Genomic DNA, 20,733 nt, shown 5'->3' on the forward strand with positions numbered 1-20,733 from the left:
GGGGCGGGGGCGGAGTCGGCGTTGGTCAGCTCCCGCCCTCGGCGACCCACGCCGCCCAGTAGAAGGGATCCGGATGGTGCCGGCGGACGGCGAGCTGGGCGGCGCGCAGCGCGGCGGGCCAGGAGTGTCCGTCGGCGCGGGCGGCATACATCCTCGTCATGAGCTCGGCCGTCACCCGGTCGTCCACCGACCACAGGCTGGCGATGCAGCAGTCGGCACCGGCCGCGAGCGCCGCGGTGCGCAGGCCGAGCACGGTGCCGTCGACGTCGTCGACGGCGCTCACCCCGGTCTCGCAGGCGGAGAGCACGACGAGCTCGGTTGCCTCGAGGTCGAGCAGCGCGAGCTCGGCGGCGGTGACGACCCCGGTGCCGATGTCGGGCGAGGTCTCCGCTCCCGCGAGCCACCCGTTGAAGCCGGCCAGCAGCAGGGCGGACCGGGTCGAGGGCTCGCTCGGGCCGACCTCGCGCAGCCACTGCACCCGTCGCCGGTGGCGCGCTGCCGGGTCGTCCGGCGTCGCCTCGCCCATCGGCGACCAGCCGATGCCCTCGTCGTCGTCGGGCTCGCGGGTCACGACGATGTCGCCCCGCGCCTCCACGACCTGCGTGCGGGGCTCGCGCTGCTCCCGCTCGCTCGCGTACGCGTCGATGAACGTGCCGTGGCTGGCCACGTGCAGGATGACGGGTCCGTCCGCGGCGAGGAACGCTCCCCTGCTGGCCTCAGCCCCGAGTCGGGGCGCCACCCCGAGCACGCGACCGACCTCCTCCGCCTCGGCACGCGTCCACGGCAGCGGGGCGGGACGCATCTCGAGCAGCACGCCGGGAGCGAGCGCGACTCCGAGGTCGAAGTCGGCGTCGCCCATGACGACAGCGGGACCGGGGTCTCGCTGCGCCGGCCCGGCCGGACGGGTGACGAGCCATCGTGCGCTCGGCACGAGCGTGACCTCGAGGCCGGTGACGAGGGGCGCGCCGTCCGCACCCGGCAACAGCGCGACGGGGACGCGCGCCCACTGGCCGTGCGGAGCGACCACGACGCGCGAGACCCCATCGAGGTGGGCGGCGAGCGGCAGCAGCCCCTCGGTGAGGTCGGCGAAGGTGGGCGGCGAAGACTCGGCCCCGCGTCCCACCGGGGTGAGCCGGCGCGCGGCCCCCGGGTCGCGCGAGCCGGCGGGGAGACGAGCGGCATGCACGAGCGCAGCCCGACCGAGCCGGTCGTCCAGCTCGGACACCCCTCCCAGGCGGATGAAGCGCGCCGGGCCCTGCCGCCTGACGAGGACGGCGACGTAGCCTGCCGCCGACCTCGGGCCCGGTGGCCGCTCGCGCACGATGTCGACGAGCAGGGTGCCCTCGTCGAGGGTGGCCTGCACGTCCCCCAACCGGACCCGCTCGACGGCTCCCCCCGGCAGCGAGCGTTGCAGCGCCCGCTCGGCGGCCTCGAGGCGCTCGGCCGCCTCGACGCGCCGGCGCCGAGCCTCCCGCACGGTGCGCACCTCGGCACCGTCGAGGTCGAGCGTCGCGAGCTCGCTGCGCGGCGCTCGCACCTCGTCGACGACGGAGCCCGCGTCCAGGCCTCGTAGCCAGGCGCTCCCCGCGCGCTCCTGCAGGACCCCTTTGCGCGAGAGCAGCGCGTCGTAGAGCCAGTCCGGAAGCACACCCCCGCTCCCCGCGGGCAGGCAGGCCCCGAGCACGGCTTCGGTGCGGTGGTGGACCGGACGCAGCTGATGGCGGGCTGACCGGCTCGTCGACCCGACAAGAGCGCGATCGAGCATCTCGTCGTCGACCTCGAGGATCTCGTGCGCGACGCGCTCGAGGAGGGCACCGTCGCCGATGGCCGCCGCGGACTCGAGCAGGACGGTGAGGGCGCGCTCGGGCACCTCGTGCGCGGCGGCCGTGCCCTCGGTCTCGTCGAACCAGGGACGGAGGAGGTCGACGGCGTCGCCGTGTCGTCCCGCATCGGCCAGGGCCCGACCCCGCATCGACCGGACGAGCCAGCTCGTCGACCGCGTGAGCGGGTGCTCGCCGTCGATGCGCTCGGCCTCGGCGCTCAGCCGATCGAGGGCGGCGGCGTCCTTGCGCAGGACGGCGATCTCGGCCGAGTTGATCAGGGAGATCGCGTAGTCGTCAGCCGAGTCGGGCAGCGCCGCGCGGAAGAGCTCCTGGGCCTGCTCGAAGTAGGTCTCCGCCACGCGCAGCTCGGACGAGGTCGGCTCGTTGACGTACTCGTCGGAGAGCCAGAGGGGTCCGTGGGTGTCGGCGATCTCGCGGTGGACGCTGCCGAGGTTGTCGACGGAGACCGCCAGCTCGGCCGCCGGCACGCCGAGTCGGTGGTCGATGTCGACCACCTCACGCAGCAGCTCGGCCGCCCGCGTCAACTCCCCCCGTGACTGCAGCACGAGAGCGAGGTTGTTGAGCAGGGCGGCACGCAGACGCTCGTCGTCGCCGTCGGACACACCCGCGGGCACGTCGTCGAGGCCGTCGACCAGCGCCTCCTCGGCCCCGCGGAGATCACCCAGCTGGCGCAGCATGTCCCCGAGGAGGTTGAGCAACTGGGGTCGCAACGGTGGGCGTCCTTGCAGGGGCGGGCCGCCCACCTCGACAGCCGCCCGGAGAAGGTTCGTCGCGGCGACCTGCATGCCGTGGCGCCCGAGGCGCCGGGCATAGGTGAGTGCCGCCGCAGGCTCACCCGTGACCTGCTGCGCGAGCAACGCGAGGTTGCCGCCGATCGCGAGCACGGCGAGCCCGGCATCGGGGTCCGAGTCGTCCCACACCTCGCCGGCAAGCCAGAGGAGGACGTCGTAGGCGCCGAAAACGTTGGCCGCGACGACGACGTCGTCGACGGTCACCCCGCGCGCCACGGCGTCGACGTCGTCCACGCTGGCCCGGCCCGCCGCCACGTCGGCGCAGACCTGTCGCAGTCCGGCCAGCCACTTTCCCGTCTCGCCCGCCATGGCGCCCCCTCGGATCCGTCGCATCAACGGTAGACCCGCCCACCCCGACGTGCAGCCGCTCGACCCACCCGACCCCACCCGACGCGACCCGACGCGACCCGACGCGACCTGACGTGACCAGCGAGACAGGGCGGGCGGCATACGGGCTCTTGTGGACGGTGGTGTCGGAGGACAAGGCTGGGGGCATGGCAAAGACGCCCGGCAGAAATGACCTTCCTGCGGCCCCCAACCCCGCCTCGCCGCAGGACATCCGCAACGTCGTCCTGGTCGGTCCAGGCGGGGCCGGCAAGACCGCCCTCTTCGACGCGCTCCTCGCGGCCCGCGTCGCGGGCCAGCGGGCGGCACCGACCGAGCACGTGCGCACGACCGGCCTCACGGTGGCCTCGTTCGACACCGGAGCCGTGACGCTCAACGTGCTCGACACCCCCGGCTACCCCGACTTCGTCGGCGACCTGCGCGCAGGACTGCGTGCCGCCGACGCCGCCGTCTTCGTCGTCTCGGGCGCCGACGACATCGACCGGCCCGTGTCGCTGCTGTGGCGCGAGTGCTCCGCGGTCGGTATGCCGCGAGCCGTGGTCGTCACACACCTCGACCAGCCGCGCGCCGACTTCGCCACCACGGTGGAGACCTGCCGGCGCACCTTCGGCGACGCCCGTGCGACCCACTGGCCGGTCGTCGAGGACGGTGAGGTGACCGGTGTCGTCGGGCTGCTCACCGGTGAGACGTCACCCGAGCACGACGACGCGCGCAGCGCCCTCATCGAGTCGGTCATCGAGGAGTCGGAGGACGCGACGCTGCTCGACCGCTACCTCGAGGGCGAGACGATCGACACGGAGGTCCTGCTCGCCGACCTGCGCACCGCGATCGCCCAGGGCACCTTCTTCCCCATCCTGCCCGTCGCGCCGCTCACGGGAGCCGGCGTCGAGGAGCTGCTCGGCATCATCGAACGGGCCTTCCCGGACCCCACCGTGCACCCGCTCCCCGCGGTCACGACGCCCGTCGGCGGCGTGGTCACCGGGGTGGCCTGCGACCCCTCGCAACCGCTCGTCGCCGAGGTGGTCCGCACGACCACGGACCCCTACGTCGGGCGCCTCTCGCTCGTGCGGGTCTTCGCCGGCACGCTGCGGGTCGACGAGACCGTCCACGTCTCCGGGCACCTCAGCGACTTCGTCGGGCACGAGGTCGCGGGTCATCCCGCGCACGACGACGACGAGCGCGTGGGGCCGCTCGCGTCGCCCTTCGTCGACACCCACCGTCCGCGCGGCACGGCGATCGCCGGCGACATCGCGCTCGTCTCCAAGCTGACCCGTGCCGAGACCTCCGACACGCTGTCATCGCTCGACCGCCCGGCCGTCGTCGCGCCGTGGGTGCTGCCCGAGCCGCAGCTGCCGGTCGCGATCCGCGCGGCGACGAAGTCCGACGACGACAAGCTCGGCGGCGCCCTGCAGCGACTCGTCGCAGAGGACGTCACGATGCGCATGGAGCACTCGAGCGAGACCGACCAGGTCGTGCTCTGGACGATGGGCCAGGCCCACGTCGACGACCTCATCGGCCAGCTCGCCGACCGCTACGGCGTCACGGTCACCGCGGAGCCCTACCGCACCGCGCTGCGCGAGACGTTCGTGCGTCGCTGCCAGGTGCAGGGCCGGCACGTCAAGCAGTCCGGCGGCCACGGGCAGTATGCCGTGTGCTCCCTCGAGATCGAGCCGCTCCCCCGCGGCGCGGGGTTCGAGTTCGTCGACAAGGTCGTCGGCGGCGCCGTGCCGCGGCAGTTCATCCCGTCGGTCGAGAAGGGCGCCCGCATGCAGCTCGAGAAGGGGCTGCTCACCGGGCATCCCGTCGTCGACGTGCGGGTGACCCTGACCGACGGCAAGGCCCACTCGGTGGACTCCTCTGACGTCGCCTTCCAGACCGCGGCGGCCCTCGCGCTCAAGGAGGCCGCGAACGAGTCGACGATGGCGCTGCTCGAGCCGATCGACCGGGTCCACATCACCGTCGCCGACGACTACCTCGGCGCGGTCATGTCGGACCTGCGGGGCCGGCGCGGGCAGGTCGTCGGCACCGAGCCGGCCGACGGGATGGGTCCCGAGGGCGGCTGGACCGTCGTGCACGCGGAGGTGCCGCAGGCCGAGCTGTCGCGCTACCCGATCGACCTCCGGTCGGTCTCGCACGGCACCGGGTCCTTCGTGCGCGAGCCGCTGCGCCACGACCTGCTGCCCGCCGACAAGGTCAAGGAGCTCCTCAAGACCTGACCGATCGACAGAGCAGTTCGTCGGGGAGGCCGCTCAGGGCCGAGCCGACGAACTGCTCTCTCGATCGGGGGTGCGCCTCTCGGTCAGAGACGGACGAGCATCTTGCCGACGTTCTGCCCGCGCAGGACGCCGAGGAAGCCGTCGACGGCGTGGTCGATGCCGTCGACGAAGGTCTCGCGCGAGGTGAGCGAGCCGTCGGCGATCCAGGCGGCGGCCTTGGCGGCGTACTCCCCCGCGAGGTCGTAGTGGTCGCCGACGAGGAAGCCCTGGATCGTGCCGCGGGTCTGGATGAGCCGGGCGAGGTTGCGCGGTCCGGGCGCCGCCTCGGTGTTGTTGTAGACGGAGATGGCGCCGCAGATCGCGATGCGGCCGCCGAGGCGCAGCGAGCCGATGGCCGCCTCGAGATGGTCGCCCCCGACGTTGTCGAAGTAGACGTCGATGCCATCGGGCGCGGCCTCGCGCAGCAGGTCGGAGACGCGGCCGTCCTTGTAGTTGAAGGCCGCGTCGAAGCCGAGGTCACCGAGGAGGTGGTCGACCTTCTCCTGCGAGCCCGCGCTGCCGATGACGCGGCTCGCACCCAGCGCCTTGGCGATCTGGCCGACCGCGCTGCCGACGGCGCCTGCCGCGCCCGAGACGAAGACGACGTCACCCTCCTTGAGCTTCGCGACCCGCGTCAGTCCGGCGTATGCCGTGAGGCCCGTCATGCCGAGGACGCCGAGGTAGGCGGAGGCCGGGGCCACCGACGTGTCGACGACGCGGGCGGACGCCGCGTCGAGCACGGCCTCCTCGCGCCAGCCGAGGCCGTGGAGCACGTGGTCGCCCACCGACACGCCCTCGGCTCGGGACTCGACGACCTCGCCCACCGCGCCGCCGTGCATCGCCTCGCCGAGCGCATACGGCTCGGCGTAGGACTTGGCGTCGCTCATGCGACCGCGCATGTAGGGGTCGACCGACATGACCTCGTTGCGCACACGGATCTGGCCCTCGGCGAGCTGCGTCGGGGCGCTCTCGACGAGCGCGAAGTTCTCGGGCGTCGGCCAGCCGACGGGGCGGGACACGAGCTGGACCTCACGGGGTTTGGACATCGGTTCTCCTTCTGTGGCAGTGCTTTTCACGGTTCGACGATCAGGGTCGCACGGGCGTCGGGTGGTGCGCTGGGGATGCTCCGGTCACTCGACGACGAGCTCGACGGGGATGTTGCCGCGCGTCGCGTTGGAGTAGGGGCACACCTGGTGCGCGGTGTCGACGAGCACACGGCCGAGTGCCTCGTCGAACCCGTCGGGCAGCTCGACGTGGAGCACGACCGCGAGGCCGAAGCCCTGCCGGCCGTTGCCGCTCAGGCTGACGTCGGCGGTGACCGCGACGTCGAAGTCGTCGACCCTGCGCTGGCGCGCGACGAGCCCGAGAGCGCTCGCGAAGCACGCGGCATACCCGGCTGCGAAGAGCTGCTCCGGGTTGGTGCCCTCACCGCTGCCACCGAGCTCGCGCGGGGCGGCGAGCGTGACGTCGAGGCGACCGTCGGAGGTGACGGCGCGGCCCTCGCGACCGGAGGCCGTAGCCGATGCGACGTACTGGGCGGTCTGGGTGGCGGTGCTCATGCTGCTCCTCGGTGGGTGGTCGTTCAGTTTCGTTGCGCACAATTCTGTTGTGCACAATTTGATAGTACGCTTGGGGTATGACCTCGTCCAAACCGGCCGACGCCCTGACGATCGAGCAGCAGATCTGCTACGCGATGCACACCACCGTGCGCGCCTTCGACGCCGTCTACCGGGAGCTGCTCGCGGAGCACGGGCTGTCCTACCCGCAGTACATCGCCCTCATGGCCATCGGCGAGCACGGTCCGCTGACGGTCGGGGCCCTCGGCGAGCTCATGCGCCTCGACTCCGGCACCCTCTCGCCCCTGCTCAAGCGCATGGAGGCAGCGGGCCTCGTGGGGCGCACACGCGACCGCGCCGACGAGCGCCGGGTGCTCGTGGCGCTCACCGACCTGGGGCGCGACCGCCTCGCCGGCGTCTCGGAGGTGCCGCGCGCGATCGCGGCGCGCAGCGGCCTCACCCTGTCGCAGCTCGCCGAGCTGCGCAGCACGCTCGAGCGGCTGACCGCGACGCTCGAGACGGCACGGCCCTGACACGACGATGCCGCCCCGCGAGTGGCGGAGCGGCATCGGGTGACGGGTCGTCGGGTCAGGTGGGGGACTCGCAGCGATAGAGCAGCACGTCGAGACGTTGCCTCAGCTGCTTGCGCCCGAGCACCATCCGGGGCACGACGACAGGCGCCAGGGCGGCGGTGACCTCGAGGAGCATGATCATCGGCCGACCGCCGGTCAGTAGATGTTGCTCGGACGGACGAGGCCCTCGGCGAGGTCGCCGAACCCGGGCGCGTAGATGGCGCCGGGGTTGCCCATGACCTCCTCGACGATCGCGGTCTCCGTCGTGATGATGAGCGCCGCGATGGATGCGGAGGCCTCGAGGGCCGCCCGGGTCACCTTGAGCGGGTCCATCACTCCGGCCTCGAGCATGTCGCCGTAGGCCCCGGTCACGGCGTTGAACCCGTGCCCGATCGGCAGGCTCGCGACGCGGGACACCACCTCGTCGCCGTCGTAGCCCGCGTTGATGGCGATCCACCGCAGCGGCTCGACGAGGGCGCGGCGCACGATCTCGCGACCCACGGCGTCGTCGCCGGTCAGCTCGATGCGCGACACGGCATCCTGGGCCTGGGTGAGGGCGGTGCCCCCGCCGGCCACGATGCCCTCCTGGAGCGCCGCGCGAGCGGCGGCCAGGGAGTCCTCGACGCGCAGCATGCGCTCCTTGAGCTCGACGCTCGTGGCTCCTCCGACATTGATCACGGCGACTCGGCCGGTCATGCGGGCAAGCCGCATCTGCAGGCTGTCCTGGTCACCCTCGATCTTCGAGCGCTCGAACTGCTTCTCCAACTGCGAGATTCGCGCGTCGACGAGAGCCGGGTCGCCATGGGCGCCGACGATCGTCGTGTCGTTCTCGGTGATCGTGATGCGGTCGCAGGTGCCGAGGTCGGTGGCGCTGATCTCGTGCAGCTCGATGCCGGTGTCGTTGGCCACGACCCGCCCACCGAGCGCGATGGCGAGGTCCTCGAGCTCTGCGAGCCGGCGGTGACCGAAGCCCGGGGCCCGCACGACGACCGACTGCATCGTGCCGTGCATGTTGCCCCCGACGAGCAGCTGCAGCGCCGGCCCGTCGACGTCCTCGGCGAGGACGACGAGTGGCCGGTCGGCACGCTTGGCGGCCTCGACCGTCGGCATGATGTCCTGCACCTGCGTGATCTTCTTGTTCGTCAGCAGGATGACAGGGTTGTCGTAGACCGCCTCCATCCGCTCGCGGTCGGTGACCATGTAGGGCGAGATGTAGCCGTGGTCGAACTCGATGCCGTCGACGACGTCGACCGAGAGGCCAAGGGTCTCCGACTCCTCCGTGGCGACGATGCCGTTCTTGCCGACGCGGGTCACGGCCTCGGCGACGGCCGAGCCGATGGCGTCGTCGTCGTTCGCAGCAAGCGTGGCGATCCGCTCGAGGGCGGCCTGGCCGGTCACCTCGGTGGCGAGACGGCGAAGCGTGTCGACGACCACCGGCACGGTCTGCTCGATGCCGCGGCGCACGCGCATCGGGTTCGCGCCGGCGTCGACGGCGCGCAGGCCCTCACGGACCATCGCCTGGGCGAGGACGGTCGCGGTGGTCGTGCCGTCGCCGACGACACCGTTCGTCTTCATCGCGACTTCCTTGACGAGCTGGGCGCCCATGTTGGCGAACGGCTCGCGCAGCTGGATCTCCTTGGCGATGGTGACGCCGTCGTTCGTGATCGTCGGTGGTCCGGTGAGCTTCTCGAGGACGGCGTTGCGTCCCTTCGGACCGAGCGTCACCTTAACGGCGTCGGCGAGCGCGTTGACGCCGACCTCGAGCAGGCGACGGGCCTCTTCGTTGAAGCGCAGTTCCTTTGCCATGTCTGTCAGTCCTTCGGATCGAGTTTCGGACGGCGAGTCGCCCGGGGATGAGAAACGCTCGGTGCGGTGCTGGTGGTGCGGGTCGTGCTGGTCGGGCTGGTCGTGTCGGTGATCTCGGTGATCTCGGTGATCTCGGTGGTGATGGCGGTCTCGTCGCCGCCCGCGTAGCGGGTGGCGAGCAGGCCCCGGCAGAAGTGGGCGTTGCCCTCGATGGAGATGCGCACCGAGGTCGCGAGCCGGAGCCGGAGCGGCAGCTCCTCGTCCGGCACCGCTTCGCCGTGGTCGTCCACGAGCACCCGCTCCCCCGGTGCCACACCGAGGCCGATGTCGGTGCGGCGGCGCAGGAGGGCCTCCTTGGTACGACCCGCCGGGAGGTCGGCGAGCGTCAGTCGCCCGAGGTCCTCGACCCGCACGGACCCGGCCGTCAGCGCTGCCATGACGCATCGCTCCATCGCGGCCGTGTGGGCCTTGCGCTGGAAGGTGCGCCGGAGCTCGTCCAGGCCCACCTCCGCCTCGGCCCCGAAGGTGCCGAGGTAGCCCGCGTCGGCCGCGATCCCGGCGTTGATCTTGTCGGAGTCGTGGTGGTCGTCGAGCAGGACCGTGACCCTGCCGATGCCGCGCACGCGGCGCAGCGCGTCCTGGGCGTCCGAGACCATGAGATAGGCGAAGTTCGGCGAGCAGAACGACGTCGGCAGCCGCAGGTGGACCGTGACACCGGCAGGGTGAAGGGCCACCGACCGGACGAAGCCGAGGCCGGTGATCGGCTCGTCCAGCTCGGGGTCCATGACGGTGGCGAGCGCCTCGAGCACCTCGTGCGCGAGGGATGCCCCCTGCCGCGGCCCCGCTCCCCGTGTCCGGGTCGTCGGGGACGCGGCCGGAGTGGCGACGGCGCTCATGAGAACACGCTCTCCTTCGCCCCCGCCGCGACCTCGAGGCCGGGCTCGGCCATCTCGGCCTCGGGCAGCCGCAGCTGCGCGGGAACGTCGAGGTCATACATCTTCGCGGCGTTGAGGCCGAGGATCTTCTTCTTCTGGGCGACCGTGAGCGGCGCGTACTCCGTCATGTCCTCGGGGATCTGGAAGTCGACGAACTTCTCGATGAGCCACTTCGGCGTCCAGATGGCGTAGTCGCTGGAGAACTGGATCTTGTCCTCGCCGACCCAGTAGAGGAGCTCGCCGATGATCTGAGCGAAGTAGCGCGGGCGGGTGTGGATGAAGGGCATCGCCACGGCGAGGCCGGCGTGCACGTTGGTCTCCTGGGTGGCGATCCAGCAGAAGTCCTCGAGGCGCGGCAGGCCGACGTGCTCGACGACGAAGTTGAGGCCCTGGAAGTCGGTCGCGACCGCATCGACGTCGGCGACGTCGAACGCGTCGCGGTCGAGCGGGATGATCGTCGGGCCCTTGTGGATGTGGATGTTCTTCACCCCGAGCTCCTCGCAGGCCTCGAGGTACCTGTAGGTCCACGGGTCGGTCAGCTTGTAGCCGCGAGAGCGGCCGTGCCACTCAGCGGTGTAGAGCTTGACACCCTTGAGGCCGAAGCGCTCCGCGTCCCGCCGCAGCTGGTCGAGACCGGCCTGCTCGTTGCGTGGGTCGAAGTTGTGGTTGTAGGTCAGCTTGTCGGAGTGGGCCTGGGTCAGGGCCCACGCCTCCTCGGTCTGCCCGAAACCGTTCTCGTAGAAGTCGCCGAGGAAGGCCGGCTGGAAGATCGCGTGGTCGACGTAGCCCTCGTCGAAGAGGTCCCTCATGAGCCGCTCGCCGCCGTAGTACGTGTAGGTGTCGTAGTCCCAGACGACCTCCTCGGGGCTGAGGTTCTTGTGGTAGTCGTAGAAGCAGTCGATGAACTGCTTGCCGTGGATGTTCCTGAGGTTCGACTCACGGCCGTCCCACAGGGCGACGTGCGCATCGACGACGTAGTACTTCTCGCCGTTCTTCTCGTACATGGCTTCCTCACTTCGTTGTGTCGGGATGAAACGCAGGCGTGTGCCGCTGGGCCGGAGCCAGTGGTGGAGCCGGGCTGGGTGCCGGCCCAGCGGCATACGAACGCCTTGGTGCGCCAACGGTTCTCGTCGGTCTTCTTCAGGTGGTGCGTGCCTCAGTTGGCGACGAGGTCGAAGCCGATGTACTCCGCGGCGTCCTCGGGACTGGCGAAGAGGATCGTCTTGTCGTCGAGGTGGACCATGCGGCCGTAGTGCGTCGAGCTGATCTCCTCGAAGACGGACCCGTCGAAGTCGATGCCGAGGGCGTCGCTCAGCTCCTCGTAGTCGAAGTCGAGCAGCTTGGGCCCGTCGACCCGGATCATCGACGGGTACTCGGTGAGCTCGACGCCCTCCTTGCGACCCATGACCTCGGCCACGACGCGGCCGACCGGGGTGTTCATCAGCGTGACGCCGCACATGTTGGAGAACGAGGCCTCCGAACCGAATGTCATGCTCACTGGTCCAACTCCTTCGGGATGTCGAGCTCGAGGTCCTCGAGCAGGCTGCGGAACTTGTCCTTCGCCGCGTCAAGGGACGTCGCGAAGGTGATCGGCTTCTCGGCCGGCTGCGACCAGATCGGCTGGAGGGCCTTGGCCGCGGCGAGGCACTTCGGGACCCACACGGACAGCCACTGACCGAAGAGCTCCTTGTTGGCCGCGCCGTGCTCCTCGTCGCGAACGAGCAGCTGGAAGAGGCTGCGCGAGGCGGCGAGGTCGCGGGCGTAGTCGTTCTCTCCCGTGCCGACGATCGTCGGGGTGATGTAGTCGCCGTTGCGGGCGGCGATCTGCATGACGAGCTCGCTCCGGAAGAGCTGGCCGACGAGCTGCTCGAAGACGATGTTCGTCGCGAAGAGGAGCTCACCCCAGTCCCCGACCGCCGTCAGCTCCTCCACCGTCTGGCGGGTGGGCTGCCACTCGGGCGCGTTCTGCCAGACGTCGCGGTGGGCCGGGCCGTCGAAGTCGATGTCGGCCTCGGAGAGGTCGAGGTTGAAGAGGGCGAGGTCCTGGGCGAAGCGCATCTTGTGCGCCGCGGCCACCGCCACCGCGTTGTTGATCATGTTCGTCGGCGCGGACCGCTGGATCGAGGTGAAGACGTGCAGCGCTATGCCGTTCTCCGCGTGCATCCAGGCGCCGAGGTTGCGCTGGATGAAGACCACCCAGGCGTGGTTCCAGTTCTTGTAGGCGCCGGCTCGCTTCGCGTTCTCCAGGCAGAGGCTCACCTGGCGGACGACCGCCGAGTTGTTGCGGTAGATCGTCTGCTCCCACTCCTCGTTGGGATCGAGGAAGGTGTGCCAGTTGGAGGACTGGGCCTTCGTCCACTCCTTCGGGTAGCCGCCGGGGCCGTCGCCGAAGCCGTAGATCCAGCCCTGGGTGAGGTGCCGGTCGGGGTCCGGCTGCACGTCGACGGTGACGTCCTCGTACATCGTCGCCCGCAGCTTGGCCGGCTTGTAGTAGTTGTACGTGCGGCTCTTCGAGCTCGGGAAGTCCAGGGCGCCGGCCTCGGAATCGGTGAACTCGATCTTGGGGAAGCTGCGCGTCTTCTGGTCGGTGATGTCCGCCATGTCAGTCAACTCCGTTGTTGATGTTGGTGATTCGTGGATGTGCCGTGCAGGTGCGCTCAGGTCGTCACGACGGTCACGGGGCTCGTGAACGAGTCGTGGAAGACCTGGTCGTTGGGCACGCCCTGCTGCTCGAGGAAGAGCAGCGCGGCGTCGACCATGGGCGGCGGACCGCAGAGGTAGACCTCGCACCTGGCGAGCGCCTCCTCACGTCGCGCCACCACGTCGGTGACGTTGCCGAGCTCCGGACGGAGGCCGGACGGCATACCGCCCCCGTCTGGCGAGGGCGCCTCCGGGAGGGGCTCCGACAGGCAGGCGACGAACTCGAAGTCGCGAAGGCCCTCGCCGAGGGCGAGGATCTCGTCGACGTAGAAGAGGTCGGCCGCCGTGCGTGCGCCGTAGTAGAAGCGGACCGGGCGGGTGCTCTCGGTCTCGTTGAGGTGTCGCAGGAGCGAGAGGATGGGAGCCATCCCCGCCCCTCCCCCGATGCACACGACGGGAAGGGCGTGCCCCTCCTTGATCGTGAACGAGCCGTACGGACCGTTGACGTGCAGCTCGTCGCCGACCGCGAGGCCGTCGTCGAGCAGCGCCGAGAACCGGCCACCCGGGTACTTCTTGATGAGGAACTCGACCTCACCGGGTGTGGACTGCGTCGTCGCCATGGAGAACGAGCGGTGCTCGTCCGTCCCGGGGATGAAGATGTCGCTGTACTGCCCGGGCTTGAACTCGTAGGTCGCCGGCTCGATCGCCGTCAGGCGGAGCGACACGATGTCGCGGGTCATCGGCTCGATGGCGGTGACCCTCGTGCGCACGTCCTGGATCGGCACGCCGCCGAGCAGCTCGTCCTCGTCGAAGTTGAGCAGCTCGATCGTGCAGTCGCTGAAGGCGTGGGCCCGGCAGAGCAGGACGTATCCCTCGTCGACCTCGGCGTCGTTGCAGGCGAACGTCGAGTAGCGCTCCATCTGGATCTCGCCCTCGAGGATGTAGCTCTTGCAGGCCGAGCACTGTCCCTCGCGGCAACCATGCATGAGGTGGATGCCCTGACGGAACGCGGCGTCGAGGATCTTCTCGTCCTCGCCGACCTCCATCTCGATGTCGACGGGTTCGAAGTAGATCTTGTGGGTGTCGGCCATGGTGGGCCTCCTCTCGAGTGCGGGTGGTGTGGGTGTGCAGGTGCTGCTGGCGGCTCGGGGTCCGGGGGTTGGCGGCGCCACTCATCCCTGGTAGCGCCGCCAACCCGATCTGGCGGTGGAGCCGGACGGCCCCGGTCGACGAGGTCGCTCAGGCGACCTTCGTGCCGTTCGCCCGGTACTCCGCGACGTGGGCCTCGCGCTCGGCGTCGGACATCTGGTTGAGGAGCACGTTGGGGCTCATGAACCGGTTGCCGCGGACGTCGTCGAGGGTCCACATCTTCTTGGGGTCGAGGTCGAGGTGCGGCTGCCCGATGAGGGTCTTGCCGTCGTCGCGGACGTAACCCAGGTCCTTGACGATGTCGGCGAGGTCCTTGTCGTGGTGCAGCGTCTCCCACTCGCGGAAGCCGGTGAGGCGGCCCATGTTGGGCGTCTCGCGACCCTCGTACTCCGACCGGAACGCCTTGGCGTCCGTCCAGTAGCACGTCTCCGAGCAGTAGGTCCTCCACTGGTCGTCGACCTTCTCGACCACCATGTCCTCACGGATGAGGGCCGGCACCATGCAGGTCCAGCACCGGTGGGGGTACTGGTAGCCCACGTCCTCGAAGGCGATCGGCTTGTTGCGGCCGGGGTAGGCGAGCCGGTTGTAGTTCTCCCACCACTTGCCGTACTTGCTGTACCACCCGGGGTACTTCTCCTCGAACCACTCGAAGTCGGTGTCCGTCATGGTGTCGATGCGCCAGTAGTTGACGGGCCATCCGGTGGCGAAGAAGCGGGCGACCTCGTGGACGTAGCCCTTGTTCGTGATCCGGTTCCAGGCCTCCTCGACGAGGTCGTGGGGGATGGTGAGGCCGTACTTCTCGAGCGGGAGCAGGTAGCTGCGGTAGTAGTCGTCGTAGATCCACCGACGCCACATCTCCGCGTAGCTCTCGCGGTCCTTGCGACGGTCCTTCGTGCCGTACTCGATGAAGGTGCCGATGGCCGCGTCGACGACGCAGTGGTTGTTCCACCACGCGTAGCGCAGGTCGCGCTCGAGGAGCGGGCGGTTGCGCTCGTCGGCGAGGGCCATGAGCAGGATCGAGTAGCCGTTGGAGATGTGCCGCGACTCGTCCGACTGGACCGAGTGGAAGACCGTCGGCAGCAGGTAGTCGCCGTTGGCCGCAGCCTCGTCGGGCATCGCCACGAAGAGCGTGTTGGTGAAGGCCGTCTCGGCGACCACCGTGAGGTAGACGTTGGCGGCGGTGATCGCGTCGCCGGTGATGAAGCCCTCACCGAACTGCCGGCCGATGGTGCCCGCGTAGTTGTTCGCGAACGCCTTCTCCGTCATGTCGAAGCCGGCGGGGTCGATGTACTGGTTCATGTAGAGCTTCTTGAGGTTCATCTGGATCGTCGAGTGACGAACCTCGTCGATCATCTGGACCGCGAGCCCGTTGTGGATCTCCGGGTTCGGCACCGCGTCGATCGCCATCGGCATGGCGCGGGCAGCCGAGATCTCAGGGAACGGGATGATCGACAGGAACAGCTTCTGCCACTCGAGCCAGCGCTGCTGGACCTGGCGGAACATGTTGCCGCGGACCGCGCCGTCCATCGCGCCGAAGACGCGGTTGTCCTTCTCCTCCTCCATCGGGAAGTAGGACCGCATGATCTGCTTGAGCGGGTCCTTCTTCGGGGCCTTCTCGAACGTGTAGTCCGTGCCGAAGCGGGTCGCGGGTGTCGCGAAGGTCGGCTCCCACGTCAGCTCGGAGATCTTCGCGTGGGCCTTCGTCAGACTCTGTCTGCTCACTCTTGCCTCCTGGGTGTCGGGTCGGTCGGCATTGACCGAGCCGTCACGACGAGGACGCTCGCCGTGTGAGAGGAGACTCACAGCCCCCCGCCGGCGCGACTGTCTCAATGTGAGAGGTGGGGCCGGTGCGCACCGGGTGCGTCTCACTTTGAGACGGTCCCCTGCTATCCACAGCAGGGCATTGCACCGTGGGGCTGTCGAACCTGAGACTCTTCAGGGGAGACGACCGGCCCGCACTGGCGCGGGACGTGCTCACCTGAGAGGAGGCGTGTCGATGACGCACAGCCACGAGGGACCCCGCGCTCGCGACGCGTTCATCGCGTCCGGGGTGCTCGACCGGTCGGTGCGAGACGTCGTCGGGAGCTCGTGGAAGCGCAGCACCCAGGCCGGGGTGAGCCCCACGCTCGTCGAGCCGTCGTATGCCGGCGCGCTGGGTAAGTCGCAGCAGCTCAACGCCCTTGTGAGCCGGGTCATGCACCGGATGGCCGACGGCCTCGCGGGCGAGCCGGTGAGCATGATCTTCGCCGACCCGACCGGGCGCGTCATCCATCGCATCTGCCCCGACACCACCTTCGGCCGCCGGCTCGAGAAGGTCAGCCTGGCGCCCGGCTTCACCTACGCCGAGGACAGCGTCGGCACGAACGGCATCGGGACCGCGCTCCTGACGCGCACCCCGACGCTCATCGTCGGCAGCGAGCACTTCACCGAGCCGCTCATGGCCTTCGCCTGCGCCGGAGCACCGGTCCACCACCCGATCAGCGGCGGTCTCGTCGGGGTGCTCGACCTCACCTGCGAGGCCGGGGTCTCGAACGCCCTGCTGCTGACCTACGCGCGCTCGATCGCCGAGCGCATCGAGGACGAGATCCTCGCCACGGTGTCGGTCAGCGAGATGACGCTCCTGCGCGACTACCTCGCGGCGTGCCGGCACGCGACGGGCCCCGTCCTCGCTCTCAGCGAGGACATCGTCATGATGAACCACCTCGCCCAGCAGCGTCTCGACGCCGCCGACCGGACTGCCCTCGTCGCCCGCACCGACGATGCCGTCGGTGAGGTGCTGCCCCGCACCCTCGTGGCCGACCTGCCGAGCGGTGCGATCGCCCGCCTCGACTACCGGCCGACCTCGGTCGGGTCCGCCGTCGTCGGCGGCGTCTTCCGGGTGCAGATCCAGGAAGCCTCGTCGCGGCCGCTTCGCTCGTCCGACTCGCGTGCCCTGTCGGCGCAGCTGCCCGGCGTCGCGGGCACGAGCCCGGAGTGGACGAGGGCGGGCGCCCAGCTGCGCGAGTCGCATCGCGCCGGCACCTGGGTGCTCCTCGTCGGAGAGCGGGGCGTCGGCAAGCATGCCCTCGCCCGTGCGGTCCACGTGGCGGAGTCACCGGCCCGGCACCTGCGGGTGCTCGATGCCGAGACGGCGGCCCTGGACCCCGACGAGTGGTTCCAGCACCTCGAGGACGAGCTCGTGAGCGAGGAGGGCACCCTCATCATCCGGCACATCGACCGGCTGCCGGCCTCGCTCGTCGGGTCGGTGTCGAGCCGCCTCCTCGAGGAGTCGGACCGGTCGCACTCCGCCCCGGCCCGGTGGGTCGTCGCGACCCGCGAGGCGTCCGTCGTCGACGACGCCCTCGAGTCGCAGATCGTGCCGTGCTTCGACCGCACGATCAACGTCGAGCCCCTGCGCCACCGCCCGGACGACATCCGGGCGATGATCCCGGCGATGCTGCGCACGCTCTCGCCGTCACGCGACCTGCAGATCTCGCCGCGGGCGGTCAACCAGCTGGCCCGGCACCCGTGGCCGGGCAACGCGACCCAGCTGCGTGACGTGCTGCGCCGCGTGCTCGCCGCCAAGCGCACCGGCACGATCGAGCTCGCCGACCTGCCGCCGGAGTGCATGGCCGTGGGGCGGCGCACCCTGACGCCGCTCGAGTCGCTCGAGCGCGACGCCATCACCCGGGCCCTCGCCGACCACGGCGGCAACAAGGGCAAGGCCGCCGAGCACCTCGGCATGTCGCGCGCGACGATCTATCGCAAGATCCGCGGCTACAACATCGACACGCGTCGCTGACGCCTCAGGAGGGCAGCAGGATCGACACGGCGTGGATGAGCATGCCGATGAGGCCGCCGACGAGCGTGCCGTTGATCCGGATGAACTGCAGGTCGCGGCCGACCTGCAGCTCGACGCGCTCTGCGGTCTCCTTGCCGTCCCAGCGGTCCACGGTGTGGCTGATGATCTTCGTCAGCTCCGTGCCGTAGCGCTCCACGGCATACACCGTCGCGTCGCAGATGCGCGTGTCGATGCGGTCGCGCAGCGTGCGGTCGGCGAGCAGCCGCTCCGCGAGACCCGTGACCTCCTCCACCGCGCGGGTGCGCACCGGGCCAGCCTCGTCCTCGAGGGCAGAGATGGCGACGGCCCGGAGCGAGCCCCAGAGCGACATCGCCGTGTCGACGACCTGGGGGTGGGTGAGGAGCCGCTCCTTGAGCCGCTCGGCCTTCTCCTGCGTCACCGGGTCGTGCTGGAGGTCTGCGGCGAGGTCGACGAGCAGCTTGTCGAGAGCCCGGCGCACGTCGTGCTCCGGGTCACGGCGGATGTCGGCGAGCCACTTGAGGGCCTCGGTGTGGATCTTGCGGGCGACGAGGTCGTTGACCGCCGTCGGCACCCACGTCGGGGCCCGCTGGGTGATGAGGGACTCGAAGAGGTCCTCGTTGTCGACGAGCCAGGCCCGCATCTCGTCGAGGGCGAGGTCGACGAGGCCGACGTGGGCCTGGTCGCGCACGACCTGGTCGAGCAGTCCTCCCGCGAGCGAGCTGACCGGCTCCTGGACGAGCCGGGGCAGCACCGCCTGCTCGATGACGGCCCGCACGTCCTCGTCAGGGATGCGGTGCAGGGCGTGAACGGTGACGGTGGCGACCTCGTCGACGAGGCGCTTGGCGTGCCCGGGGGCGAGGGCCCACTCCGCCGCCCGTCGGGTCGGCTCGGCATCGAGGACGCGCTCGCGGATGATGTCCTCGCGCATGAAGTTCTCGCCGACGAACTCCTCGAGGCTCTTGCCGATCATCTCCTTCTTGCGCGGGATGAGGGCGGTGTGCGGGATCGGCAGGCCGAGCGGGTGGCGGAAGATCGCCGTCACGGCGAACCAGTCGGCGCAGGCGCCGACCATGGACGCCTCGGCCCCGGCGTTGACGAAGCCGAGCAGCCCTTCGTCGTGGCCGCGGGTCAGGACGTAGACGATGGCGGCGAGGACGAGCAGACCGGTGGCGACGAGCCGCATCCTCCTGAGGTCGCGACGTCGCTGGGCGTCGAGCGCCGGGTCGACCATGAAGCCGAGCGGACCGCTGGGCACGGAGGTCCGGGCAGCGGCCGGCACATCGGTTGCCGATGGGGCGGTAGTCACGGGCGGCACCTCTCGTGTCAGTCGCGGGTCGTGCTCAGGTCGCTGCCTCCAGCGCGAAGGTCAGCGCATCGATCCTCGCACGGGTCTCGCCGTCAGTCGCGATCCGCTCCCCGATGCGGGTGGCGATCGCCCCCACCTCGTCGGCGCCCAGCCCGGGCCGCAGGCGCAGCACGATGCGCAGCACCCCGGCGCCGACCGGCTCCCCCGCCTCCACCCGGTGCCCGTTGACTTGGGGCTCCGTCGCCACGGCGGTGCGCACCGCGGCGGCCACGTGGTCGTCGCGGTGGCTCGGCAGCCAGGGCCGTTGCTGCGCGAGTGCCCAGAGCATGCTCGGGCGCAGCACGGTCGCGTGTGGGGAGGCCACGTCGACGACGAGCACCTGGCACTCCTCCGAGATCGCGGCCTGGGCCGCGGCCGAGGCGGTGACCGGCACGGGCCGCGCATGAGCGTCCCAGGCAGCGAGGCTCTCGAGCGAGGTGAAGACCGGCAGCGCCCGCGCGCCGTCTGGTGAGGTGAGCGTGACGGCGGCCATGTCGCTGCGGGTCTCGACGACGTGGGCACCCGACTCGTCCACCTCGTCGGCCACCGCGACGACAGGCACGAGCCACCGCGCCGAGGCCGCACGGCCGAGCAGCTCGACCTCCGCGTCGGCGTCGGGGTGCTCGTGGACGGCCGCGAGCGTCGCCATGAGGGCGGGATCGGCGCCCCCGGTGTCGCCCGCGAAGCCGTGCGACGGGATCGACTTGCCCGCCCAGGCCTGACCGGCGGAGTCGGTGGGCAGGTCGCTCATCGGCCGGGCCTGCCGGCGACGTCGAGCGCCTCCGGCAGGGTGAAGGCGCCCCGGTAGAGGGCCGACCCGACGATGGCTCCCTCGACGCCCTCGCCCACGAGGGTGCGGATCGTCGCGATGTCCTCGAGGGTGGAGACACCTCCGCTCGCGATGACCGGACGGTCGGTCCTCGCGCAGACGTCGCGGAGTAGCTGCACGTTGGGGCCCTGGAGCATGCCGTCCTTGTTGACGTCGGTCACGACGTAGCGCGCGCAGCCCTCGGCGTCGAGTCGCGCCAGCGTCTCCCACAGGTCTCCGCCCTCACGCGTCCAGCCACGGGCCGCGAGGGTGGTCCCGCGCACGTCGAGGCCGATCGCGACGCGGTCGCCGTGCTCGGCGATGATCGAGGCCGTCCACTCCGGGTCCTCGAGCGCTGCCGTGCCGATGTTGACCCGGCGGCAGCCGGTCGCGAGCGCCGCCTCGAGCGAGTGCGCGTCGCGGATGCCACCCGAGAGCTCGACCTGGAGGTCGAGGCGTCCGACGATCGAGGAGATGAGCTCGCGGTTGCTCCCCCGGCCGAAGGCCGCGTCGAGGTCGACGAGGTGGATCCACTCCGCTCCGGCGTCCTGCCAGGCCTTCGCGGCCTCCCACGGGTCGCCGAACCGTCCACCGCTGCCGGCGACACCCTGGACGAGCTGCACCGCCTGGCCCTCGGAGATGTCCACCGCCGGCAGCAGCTCGAGCCGTGGCACGGCGGCCTGCTCGTCGGTCGACTGGTCGTTTTGCTGGCCGGTCATCGGGACGGCTCCTCGGTTCCTCGGTCTGGATGTTCGGTCGTCGTGGCATCGGCAGCCGCCCAGCGCAGGTCGGGCAGCAACCCCCGAGTATGCCGTGTGGCGCGCCGCCGCGCCTGAGGTGCCCGCGTGCACCGAGAGTTCACCATCCGTCCACCGGAGCGGGGCC

17 protein-coding genes are annotated in these 20,733 nt (G+C 70.6%); 3 read left to right on the forward strand and 14 right to left on the reverse strand.

Annotation, left to right across the window (positions count from 1 at the left end; translation table 11 throughout):
• Positions 1–25: 25 nt before the first annotated feature.
• Complete coding sequence (locus tag FBY41_RS18630; protein WP_141845820.1) at positions 26–2,944, reverse strand: CHAT domain-containing protein; 2,919 nt, start codon at positions 2,942–2,944, stop codon at positions 26–28.
• Positions 2,945–3,129: 185 nt separating this feature from the next.
• Here FBY41_RS18630 and FBY41_RS18635 point away from each other — a divergent pair, with 185 nt between their 5' ends.
• A complete protein-coding gene (locus FBY41_RS18635) occupies positions 3,130–5,196 on the forward strand; it encodes an elongation factor G-like protein EF-G2 (RefSeq protein ID WP_141845823.1) in 2,067 nt (688 codons plus the stop codon).
• A gap of 83 nt (positions 5,197–5,279) precedes the next feature.
• Here the strand turns inward: FBY41_RS18635 and FBY41_RS18640 are convergent, their stop codons facing one another.
• Entirely contained in the window at positions 5,280–6,281 is a 1,002-nt protein-coding gene (locus FBY41_RS18640) for an NADP-dependent oxidoreductase (RefSeq protein ID WP_141845825.1), read from the reverse strand.
• An 84-nt stretch (positions 6,282–6,365) separates the two neighbouring features.
• Positions 6,366–6,794, reverse strand: a complete 429-nt coding sequence (locus FBY41_RS18645; protein ID WP_141845826.1) for an organic hydroperoxide resistance protein — start codon at positions 6,792–6,794, stop codon at positions 6,366–6,368.
• Between the two features lie 77 nt (positions 6,795–6,871).
• Between FBY41_RS18645 and FBY41_RS18650 the strand changes: the two genes are divergently transcribed.
• Positions 6,872–7,324, forward strand: a complete 453-nt coding sequence (locus FBY41_RS18650) for a MarR family winged helix-turn-helix transcriptional regulator (RefSeq protein ID WP_141845828.1) — start codon at positions 6,872–6,874, stop codon at positions 7,322–7,324.
• Between the two features lie 55 nt (positions 7,325–7,379).
• On the opposite strand, the gene FBY41_RS24055 is transcribed toward FBY41_RS18650, so the two are convergent.
• The 8 genes from FBY41_RS24055 to FBY41_RS18685 form a co-directional block, all read right to left on the reverse strand.
• Entirely contained in the window at positions 7,380–7,505 is a 126-nt protein-coding gene (locus tag FBY41_RS24055) for a hypothetical protein (RefSeq protein ID WP_260439893.1), read from the reverse strand.
• Positions 7,506–7,519: 14 nt separating this feature from the next.
• Positions 7,520–9,169 (reverse strand): chaperonin GroEL, encoded by a 1,650-nt coding sequence (gene groL / locus FBY41_RS18655; protein WP_141845831.1) that lies wholly within the window; start codon positions 9,167–9,169, stop codon positions 7,520–7,522.
• 5 nt (positions 9,170–9,174) lie between these two features.
• Complete coding sequence (locus FBY41_RS18660; protein WP_141845833.1) at positions 9,175–10,065, reverse strand: iron-sulfur cluster assembly protein; 891 nt, start codon at positions 10,063–10,065, stop codon at positions 9,175–9,177.
• Positions 10,062–11,108: an amidohydrolase family protein gene (locus FBY41_RS18665; RefSeq protein ID WP_141845835.1), complete on the reverse strand. Its 1,047-nt coding sequence runs from the start codon at positions 11,106–11,108 to the stop codon at positions 10,062–10,064. Before FBY41_RS18665 ends, FBY41_RS18660 begins: the two co-directional genes overlap by 4 nt.
• Before the next feature lie 152 nt (positions 11,109–11,260).
• Positions 11,261–11,596, reverse strand: a complete 336-nt coding sequence (mimD, locus tag FBY41_RS18670) for a propane 2-monooxygenase effector subunit MimD (protein ID WP_141846322.1) — start codon at positions 11,594–11,596, stop codon at positions 11,261–11,263.
• Between the two features lie 2 nt (positions 11,597–11,598).
• Positions 11,599–12,705, reverse strand: a complete 1,107-nt coding sequence (locus FBY41_RS18675; RefSeq protein WP_141845837.1) for an aromatic/alkene monooxygenase hydroxylase subunit beta — start codon at positions 12,703–12,705, stop codon at positions 11,599–11,601.
• 56 nt (positions 12,706–12,761) lie between these two features.
• Entirely contained in the window at positions 12,762–13,835 is a 1,074-nt protein-coding gene (locus FBY41_RS18680; protein ID WP_141845839.1) for an FAD-binding oxidoreductase, read from the reverse strand.
• Between the two features lie 148 nt (positions 13,836–13,983).
• Complete coding sequence (locus tag FBY41_RS18685) at positions 13,984–15,615, reverse strand: methane monooxygenase (protein ID WP_141845841.1); 1,632 nt, start codon at positions 15,613–15,615, stop codon at positions 13,984–13,986.
• A 274-nt stretch (positions 15,616–15,889) separates the two neighbouring features.
• Between FBY41_RS18685 and FBY41_RS18690 the strand changes: the two genes are divergently transcribed.
• Positions 15,890–17,674, forward strand: a complete 1,785-nt coding sequence (locus FBY41_RS18690) for a sigma-54-dependent Fis family transcriptional regulator (protein ID WP_141845843.1) — start codon at positions 15,890–15,892, stop codon at positions 17,672–17,674.
• A 4-nt stretch (positions 17,675–17,678) separates the two neighbouring features.
• Here FBY41_RS18690 and FBY41_RS18695 read toward each other — a convergent pair whose 3' ends face one another.
• From FBY41_RS18695 to priA, 3 genes are read right to left on the reverse strand one after another with little or no spacing between them, the layout of a single operon-like run.
• The gene (locus FBY41_RS18695; RefSeq protein WP_260439894.1) at positions 17,679–19,001 is read right to left on the reverse strand and encodes a DUF445 domain-containing protein; all 1,323 of its coding nucleotides are present in this window, start codon (positions 18,999–19,001) and stop codon (positions 17,679–17,681) included.
• Between the two features lie 34 nt (positions 19,002–19,035).
• Complete coding sequence (locus FBY41_RS18700) at positions 19,036–19,791, reverse strand: SseB family protein (RefSeq protein WP_141845844.1); 756 nt, start codon at positions 19,789–19,791, stop codon at positions 19,036–19,038.
• Complete coding sequence (gene priA / locus FBY41_RS18705) at positions 19,788–20,567, reverse strand: bifunctional 1-(5-phosphoribosyl)-5-((5-phosphoribosylamino)methylideneamino)imidazole-4-carboxamide isomerase/phosphoribosylanthranilate isomerase PriA (protein WP_141845846.1); 780 nt, start codon at positions 20,565–20,567, stop codon at positions 19,788–19,790. Before priA ends, FBY41_RS18700 begins: the two co-directional genes overlap by 4 nt.
• Positions 20,568–20,733 lie beyond the last annotated feature (166 nt).

Origin of the sequence: Humibacillus xanthopallidus (assembly GCF_006716675.1) — a bacterium.
Classification (GTDB): domain Bacteria; phylum Actinomycetota; class Actinomycetes; order Actinomycetales; family Dermatophilaceae; genus Humibacillus; species Humibacillus xanthopallidus_B.

Excerpts from the sequence above, each read along its gene's own strand:
- FBY41_RS18630 (WP_141845820.1), bottom strand. The coding sequence starts at position 2,944 with ATGGCGGGCGAGACGGGAAAGTGGCTGGCCGGACTGCGACAGGTCTGC.
- FBY41_RS18635 (WP_141845823.1), top strand. The coding sequence starts at position 3,130 with ATGGCAAAGACGCCCGGCAGAAATGACCTTCCTGCGGCCCCCAACCCC.
- FBY41_RS18640 (WP_141845825.1), bottom strand. The coding sequence starts at position 6,281 with ATGTCCAAACCCCGTGAGGTCCAGCTCGTGTCCCGCCCCGTCGGCTGG.
- FBY41_RS18645 (WP_141845826.1), bottom strand. The coding sequence starts at position 6,794 with ATGAGCACCGCCACCCAGACCGCCCAGTACGTCGCATCGGCTACGGCC.
- FBY41_RS18650 (WP_141845828.1), top strand. The coding sequence starts at position 6,872 with ATGACCTCGTCCAAACCGGCCGACGCCCTGACGATCGAGCAGCAGATC.
- FBY41_RS24055 (WP_260439893.1), bottom strand. The coding sequence starts at position 7,505 with ATGATCATGCTCCTCGAGGTCACCGCCGCCCTGGCGCCTGTCGTCGTG.
- groL (WP_141845831.1), bottom strand. The coding sequence starts at position 9,169 with ATGGCAAAGGAACTGCGCTTCAACGAAGAGGCCCGTCGCCTGCTCGAG.
- FBY41_RS18660 (WP_141845833.1), bottom strand. The coding sequence starts at position 10,065 with ATGAGCGCCGTCGCCACTCCGGCCGCGTCCCCGACGACCCGGACACGG.
- FBY41_RS18665 (WP_141845835.1), bottom strand. The coding sequence starts at position 11,108 with ATGTACGAGAAGAACGGCGAGAAGTACTACGTCGTCGATGCGCACGTC.
- mimD (WP_141846322.1), bottom strand. The coding sequence starts at position 11,596 with ATGACATTCGGTTCGGAGGCCTCGTTCTCCAACATGTGCGGCGTCACG.
- FBY41_RS18675 (WP_141845837.1), bottom strand. The coding sequence starts at position 12,705 with ATGGCGGACATCACCGACCAGAAGACGCGCAGCTTCCCCAAGATCGAG.
- FBY41_RS18680 (WP_141845839.1), bottom strand. The coding sequence starts at position 13,835 with ATGGCCGACACCCACAAGATCTACTTCGAACCCGTCGACATCGAGATG.
- FBY41_RS18690 (WP_141845843.1), top strand. The coding sequence starts at position 15,890 with ATGACGCACAGCCACGAGGGACCCCGCGCTCGCGACGCGTTCATCGCG.
- FBY41_RS18700 (WP_141845844.1), bottom strand. The coding sequence starts at position 19,791 with ATGAGCGACCTGCCCACCGACTCCGCCGGTCAGGCCTGGGCGGGCAAG.
- priA (WP_141845846.1), bottom strand. The coding sequence starts at position 20,567 with ATGACCGGCCAGCAAAACGACCAGTCGACCGACGAGCAGGCCGCCGTG.